Source organism: Parasutterella muris (assembly GCF_943193095.1).
Lineage (GTDB): Bacteria > Pseudomonadota > Gammaproteobacteria > Burkholderiales > Burkholderiaceae_F > Parasutterella > Parasutterella muris.
Genome location: NZ_CALPCV010000049.1, coordinates 1 through 6,620 on the forward strand (window position 1 = coordinate 1; position 6,620 = coordinate 6,620).

General features: G+C 48.4%; 5 protein-coding genes and 2 pseudogenes. 3 read left to right on the plus strand and 4 right to left on the minus strand.

Annotated features, from left to right (window positions below; translation table 11 throughout):
- Positions 1-145: 145 nt before the first annotated feature.
- Both NFR90_RS11280 and NFR90_RS11285 read right to left on the minus strand, forming a co-directional pair.
- On the minus strand, positions 146-1,441 hold the full coding sequence (locus tag NFR90_RS11280) for an NCS2 family permease (RefSeq protein ID WP_160336341.1): 1,296 nt from the start codon (positions 1,439-1,441) through the stop codon (positions 146-148).
- Between the two features lie 32 nt (positions 1,442-1,473).
- Positions 1,474-1,740 carry a hypothetical protein gene (locus NFR90_RS11285; protein ID WP_160336342.1) on the minus strand — a complete coding sequence of 89 codons (267 nt, stop codon included), beginning with the start codon at positions 1,738-1,740 and terminating at the stop codon, positions 1,474-1,476.
- A gap of 765 nt (positions 1,741-2,505) precedes the next feature.
- Here NFR90_RS11285 and NFR90_RS11290 point away from each other — a divergent pair.
- From NFR90_RS11290 to NFR90_RS11300, 3 genes and pseudogenes are all read left to right on the plus strand, one after another.
- Positions 2,506-3,090: pseudogene (locus tag NFR90_RS11290) on the plus strand (molybdopterin-dependent oxidoreductase); the annotation flags it as partial.
- Between the two features lie 34 nt (positions 3,091-3,124).
- Positions 3,125-4,468 (plus strand): molybdopterin dinucleotide binding domain-containing protein, encoded by a 1,344-nt coding sequence (locus NFR90_RS11295; RefSeq protein WP_251453101.1) that lies wholly within the window; start codon positions 3,125-3,127, stop codon positions 4,466-4,468.
- Between the two features lie 2 nt (positions 4,469-4,470).
- Positions 4,471-5,106 carry a 4Fe-4S dicluster domain-containing protein gene (locus NFR90_RS11300; protein WP_160336344.1) on the plus strand — a complete coding sequence of 212 codons (636 nt, stop codon included), beginning with the start codon at positions 4,471-4,473 and terminating at the stop codon, positions 5,104-5,106.
- A 208-nt stretch (positions 5,107-5,314) separates the two neighbouring features.
- On the opposite strand, the gene NFR90_RS11305 is transcribed toward NFR90_RS11300, so the two are convergent.
- Entirely contained in the window at positions 5,315-6,172 is an 858-nt protein-coding gene (locus tag NFR90_RS11305) for an NAD(P)H-dependent oxidoreductase (RefSeq protein ID WP_160336345.1), read from the minus strand.
- A 237-nt stretch (positions 6,173-6,409) separates the two neighbouring features.
- Positions 6,410-6,620 (minus strand): annotated as a pseudogene (locus NFR90_RS11310) (RNA-guided endonuclease InsQ/TnpB family protein); the annotation flags it as partial.

Consider the following 6,620-nt stretch of genomic DNA (forward strand, 5'->3'; position numbering starts at 1 on the left):
GGGGTATAAAATCAATTAGTTAAATTAAAGATGAGACTATTTGTAAAAATAGCTCCTAGAATTTTGGGAATTCAGGATACAGCAAAATAGCGAAGCATCACAAAAGCGAGGATTTTTCCGAATAACTAAATCCAATAACTTTAAATTAGTGGAGGAAGAGCATCACAATAAAGAAGACCGAAAGAAGATACATCTCGATGCGGATCTTCTTGAACTTACCTGAGATCAGGTTAATCAGTACGTAGCTCAGCAGTCCGAAAACAATTCCGTTTGCGATGCTGTAAGTTAACGGTATCGTGATGATACAGATGAACGCAGGAATCGCCTCCGCATAGTCTTCCAAATCAATCTCTTTGATGCAAGAGATCATCAGGAAGCCTACCAAAATTAAAACCGGTGCAGTCGCCTGAGCAGGAATTGATAAGAAAAGAGGAGCCAGGAAAAGAGACAGGAAGAAGCAAACCGCAATAACGAGAGAGGTTAAACCTGACTTTCCTCCAACGGAAACACCAGCCGCACTTTCCACATACGTAGAGATCGCGCTTGTCCCAAAGCAGGCTCCGATCGTAGTTCCTACCGCATCGGCAAAAAAACTCTCCTTCATTCTCGGCATCCTGCCGTCTTTAACGTAGCCGCCCTTATACAAAAGGCTGACCAGAGTGCCTAAAGTATCAAACAGATCCATGAACAGGAATGAAAATACAACCATCACCATATCCACAGTGAATATGTTGTGCCATTCGAACTGCATAAAAATCGGTTCAACCGAAGGCGGCATGGAAACAATGCCGTCTAAATGAGTCAGCCCGAAAGGTATGCCGCAAATCGTCGTAATCGCGATTCCGATCAGCAGCGCGCCCGGGATATTCTTGACCAGAAGAACAGAGGTGGAAATCAAACCGATAATTACGAGCAGGACGCCCGGCTGGAAAATCTGACCTAAAGCAACTAAGGTCGCATCGTTTTTAACGGAAATTCCGGCATTCTGCAGGCCGATAAACGCAATAAAAAGACCGATACCGACACCAATCGCCTTTTGAATACTCGGCGGTAGGGAGTAAACAATCTTTTCTCGGATATTTGTGACAGTTAGGAAAATGAATATCAAACCTTCTAGAAGCACAGCAGTCAGAGCGAATTGCCACGTATGCCCCATTGACAGGCAAACCGTATAAGCAAAGAAGGCATTGATGCCCATACCCGGGGCCAAGCCGAAAGGCATTTTGGCGTGAAGCGCCATGATAAGAGTCGCAATGCCTGAAGTAATCGCGGTCGTTGCAAATAGCGCTCCTTTATCCATCCCGGTTACTCCGAGGATGGTCGGGTTTACGGCCAAGATGTAGGCCATGGTAAGGAACGTTGAGACGCCGGCAATGATTTCAGTCCTGATTGTCGTCTCTGCCGGGTTAAATCCAAAGTATCTCTGAAGAAGCGAGTTCATTTCTGTCAAACGGTGTTTGAAGCGCTGGAAAATTAACAAATTTTTAAAAATAACACGCCATTCCAATAAGTTTTGGCGCACAGCACGATTGTAGAAGAAAACATCGGAAAGCCGCTCAATCCTTGGAACTTAACGTTCTCTCCGCCCTGAAGGACGGAGCTTTCCTCCGCATTTAGGGTAAATCCAACTATCTTTTCTTCTGAAGTGAACCGTAAAGGACTTCGCTTTCCCGTCTTCTCTCCAATCCATAACGTGATGTTTTTATTATCTAAATTCATTATTTCCGCTTTCTCTAACAAACGGTACCAATCTCCGTGCCGCTCCACTACAATACGGGACCGCCGCTCTACCCGCTGCGTTTTAATCTCTTTGAGGCTTCACCTCACCATCTTGTTCCCAATTTCCGCTTCCAATGAATCGTGATATCCGCATCGACCGAAAAAAATTGATAGGAGTGCGCAACAGAATTTAAATTCGGATGAGCTAACAAAGAGATCGAAATCCAACTACCAAACAGCTTTGGTAGTAAAAATACTAATCAAAAGTTCTGTCTCCGAACTAATAAAAATATTTAGCTTTTTTCAAAGAAATAACCCATACAACCAATTATTAAAAAATATTTTCAAGTGAAATCACTGATGCAGTGACCCTCTGATAACAACTTCTCGCTATAGCTCGGAATAATGAAAAATCAGAAAATAATGTCATGCCGCATCAGCGGTATTACTATGCAATCTCACCCCAAGGAGATCGACAAAATGTCAAATCAAAAAGGAGTAGGCTTAACACGCCGAACAATCCTTAAATCCATCCCCGCCCTGTCTGCGGTCAGCGCTGCCGGACAATTCTTCACCGGGTCAGCACAAGCCCAGGAAGGACTTGAGTTTGGCTACACTATCTGCGACAACTGCAACCAGATGCCGATGTGCGGAATTCGTTTCCAAAAACAAGGCAATACTGTTGTTTCTGTCGGCAACTGGAAGGAACATAACGGTAAACTTTTGTGCAATAAGGGTCTTGCCACACTGCAAAGACTTTACAATCCGAACCGGCTTCTCTACCCGATGAAGCGAACCAATCCCAAAGGAAGCGAGGATCCGGGATTCGTCCGTATCAGCTGGGAAGAAGCCCTTGCAACCATCGCTTCAAATCTGAAAGCGATCAAGGAAAAATACGGACCGGAAAAAATTCTTGTTTTCTGCGGCGACCCGAAAGAACCGCGTCCGGCCGCTATGCGTCTTGCGCGCTACCTCGGCACCTATCATTATGCGACAGAATCCTCTGTCGCCTGCCGCAAGGGTTCTCTGTTGGCTGAACAGCTGGTTTACGGCTCCGAATACTCAGGCGGCGGCTGCGGTCCGAAGACAAAATCCTACATGGTCATGGCAACTAACGGCGCATGGTCCAAACCGCACGGCTGGTGGAACATGATCAATGCCGCCAAGAAACGCGGCGTCAACATTATCGTCATTGACTCGAGAAGAACTAAAACAGCTGAACTTGCCACAGTGCACCTTCAGCCGCGTCAAGGAACAGACGCCGCACTCGGTGCAGGCATCTGCCGTGTTCTGTTTGAGGAAGGCCTCTATAACAAAGAGTTTTGCGACAAGTGGGTCCATGGCGTTGAGGAATACAGAAATTACTGTAAGGACTTCACTCCTGAAAAGACCGAGGAACTCACCGGTGTTCCCGCTGAGCTCGTCGTTAAAGCTGCTCGTCTCTATGCGCAGGGACCCGGCATCATCCTGCGCATTACCCTGCGTAAAAACCTCTGCTCGTCTCTATGCGCAGGGACCCGGCAGCTTCGCCCTTACCTCTCAGTCGCTCTCGCACAGTACGAACGGCGTCAACAACGCCCGTGCACTTTTAAACATCCCGGCCATCCTCGGCTTTGTTGATATCCCCGGCGGAGCGCTCTTTGGCGTCGGACCTAAAGGCTATATCGTCCATGACAACGGTCTGACTGAAGACTTTGTGGATTACAAGTGGTTCAAGGAACACAAGAAAGATCGTCTTGATAAAGACTTCGTGCCGGTCTGGAACCATACACAGGTTCAGTTCAACCCGAATCAGCTGCCCGAGCATGTGAAAAACGGCAAAATCCGCGCTTTCTGCGGATTCGGCTACAACGTCATGATTTGGCCGCAGCCCGATCAGTACGCTGAAGCCATTAAGAATATGGATTTCTCGTTCGCGACTGATTATTTCTACAGAGATATTTCGCACCGTGATCTGGACATCATTCTGCCCGCGGCGATGAACTTCGAGCGTTACGCTCCGTTCGGCAACCACGGCGGCAACATGGTTTCCGTCCGTACTCCGACCAAACCTATGGGCGAAGCGAAAGAAGACTGGTGGATCGCGCTTCAGATCGGCTGTCTCGTGGATGATCCGAAGCACTTCTTTGACGGAGACGTGCTGAAGGCCTGCGACTCTATGCTGAAAGAATGGGGTACCACATACGCAGACTGCCAGAAGAATCTTCCGAACATGACCAAGGTTGAAGGTCCGAAACAGCAGCCGCTCAAATACGAAAAAGGTCTGCTGCGTCACGACGGTCAGCCGGGCTTCGATACTCCGACCGGCAAGATTGAACTCTCCTCCAGCATCACCAAGATGCACAATCTCGGAACCATTCCGATTTACGTGGAACCGTTCCAGCCGACTCAGGAGTACCCGATCAAACTCATCAATGGCACAAGAAAACCGTACATCACACACTCTAAGACCCGTACGGATTCTCCCTATCTGTTGGAAATCGAGCCGATGTCTACCATCGATATCAACCCGAAAGATGCTGAAGCAAGAGGCATCAAGGAAGGCGATAAGGTTCTGATCAAGAACCAGTATGGCCAGGCAAGAGCTCAGGCCAGAGTCTCTATCATCGCTCCTCCGGGCACTGCAGGCATGCAGTACGGCTGGAGAGGCGATCAGAACTCTCAGGTCCTGATTCCTCGTGTATGGGACAAGCTCTCCGGCTACGCCCCGTATTTCGAAACGACAGTCCAAATCACTAAGGAGGCCTAAACATGAGTCAATATGGAATGATTGTCGATGTCGACAAATGTATCGGCTGTCAGGCTTGCTTTGTGGCTTGCAAGGAAGAAAACAAAGTAGCGCCCGGCATTCAGTGGAATCAGATCCACCGCATCGAAAACCCGACGGAAATGATCATCAATTATTTCCGCGTCAGCTGCCAGCACTGCGACAATCCGGCATGTCTGCCGGTATGTCCTGCCAAGGCGATCTTTAAGGGTCCGCACGGCGAAGTTTTAGTAGACGCCGCCAAATGCATCGGCTGCGGCATGTGCGCAGCTGCCTGCCCGTACGGCGCTCCGAAATTTAATCGTGAAGGCAAAACAGAGTACTTTGACGCTCCTGTCCTCGCTGCCGTTCCGCTCAAAGCGCATCAGCAGAGACCCGCGGGCAAAGCCGAACGCTGCACGCTTTGTGTTCACAGAACGTCCGAAGGCCTTGTGCCTAAGTGCGTAGAAGCCTGCGCAATTAAAGCGCTGACTTTCGTCGATTATGACAACCTGACTGATGAACAGAAAGCCATGCTGGCTAAGTCTGTTGCGCTTAATGAGAAAGCCGGTACCAAACCGAAGCTTCGCTATATCGCTTCGCACTGCGATATCGCCGGTTCTCAGGAAAAGATGTGGTAGCCGTTAATTCAGTCCTCTAATCAAAGGGCAGCTGCAAAAGTTAATTGCACTGCCCTTTTCTTATGCCTTTTGATCGCTTTCTCAACGGATTGAGACGCTGCCTGGCTGCGGAAAGGTTCGGGACTTGAACTCAATGCACTTGAAGAGTCCATAAGCGAAGAGCTTCCACCTCAGAAGCTCCTCTTAGTGCGAATTCAAATCGCGCGTTTTACTTCTTCTCAGGTCTTTGGAAGAAGTCTCTCTGCAGATGCTGATCCAGGAGCTCCCCTAACGCCTTCAGCTTCTGGGCATACTGAGGATCCGTGTTCGAGGGACTCTGGTCGTTGACAAAGCGGCCGAGGTTCGCTGTGCCCCAAAAACCTGCCGTATCGTCGTCAACAACCTTGTAAGCTCCGAGATACTTGTCCCAAACCTTATCAAGCTTACCGATGCCGTCTCCTACGTCGCCCTGACCGCCTCCAAGCCATCCGGCGTTCATAATGGTATAAACGCCTTTGCCTTTCAGCATGCCTTCCAGTCCTTTGGGTGTGTCTCTATAAGCGAACTGTTTGGAGAAAACTCGCTCCATGTAGCCTTTGGTAATAGCGTTGGGACTGTCATGCCAGTTCGGATAACAGAAAATGATGTAGTCAGCTTTGGAAACTAACGCCTGCTCCGGCTTAATATCATCGGGCGTCTTACCAAATCCGTCCTTGGCATGATAGAAATTCTCAGCAGTCAGAACGGGATTAAAACCTATTTTGTATAGGTCGCGTACTTCAACTTCATAACCTTTCTTCTTGAAAAATTCAGCGGCTGTCGCGACAAGAAAACCTTCAAGCGAAGAATCCAGACGAGGATCACCTACAACAAAAAGGACTTTTTTAGCGCTTCCGTCAGTAAAGCCTGTCTGAACGATCGGTTTACGAAGCTGCTTCGGAACAATTGAAGCTGAAGTAACGGCATCAATGTTGGTAATTTCTTTAACAGACGAGCCCTTAGGCGCAGAAGCGTGAGAAACACTGTCGGCTGCGTAGCAGTGAAGAGAAAACACGGAACAGAGAGCGGCGACAATTATTTTTTTCATGACAACTCCTAAAAATGAACAGGCCGTCCAGAACACTTATTGACGCCTGCTGCGTTATTGAAGTGCCCACGACGACGGCGAACGTTAAAGGAGTGCGTGGATCGCAATCCTAGCCATGAACTTGTGTAAAAGGAATGTATCCTTCTTTTTCAATTTATCCTTAACAGATTTGTCACTCAATCCGTATTAACCCGATTCAGCCTCAGGCAGACTGCATGATTGTGAAATATTCATGAACTACCTCACACTCACGTGCGAGGTTTCATGGGAGCGTGCTCCCATTTCTAGCAATTGGCGAACACCCGCACATGCATGCAGGTTTCGTACAATTGCGGGCGTGTCCACAAAGACGCCCCCATCGAGTTCGAGCAGCTTTTTGAGCCACTCATCCCCGAGTTCTTTTCGGCCGATATTGGCTGCGCCATTGATATCGGCATTGATCAAATGT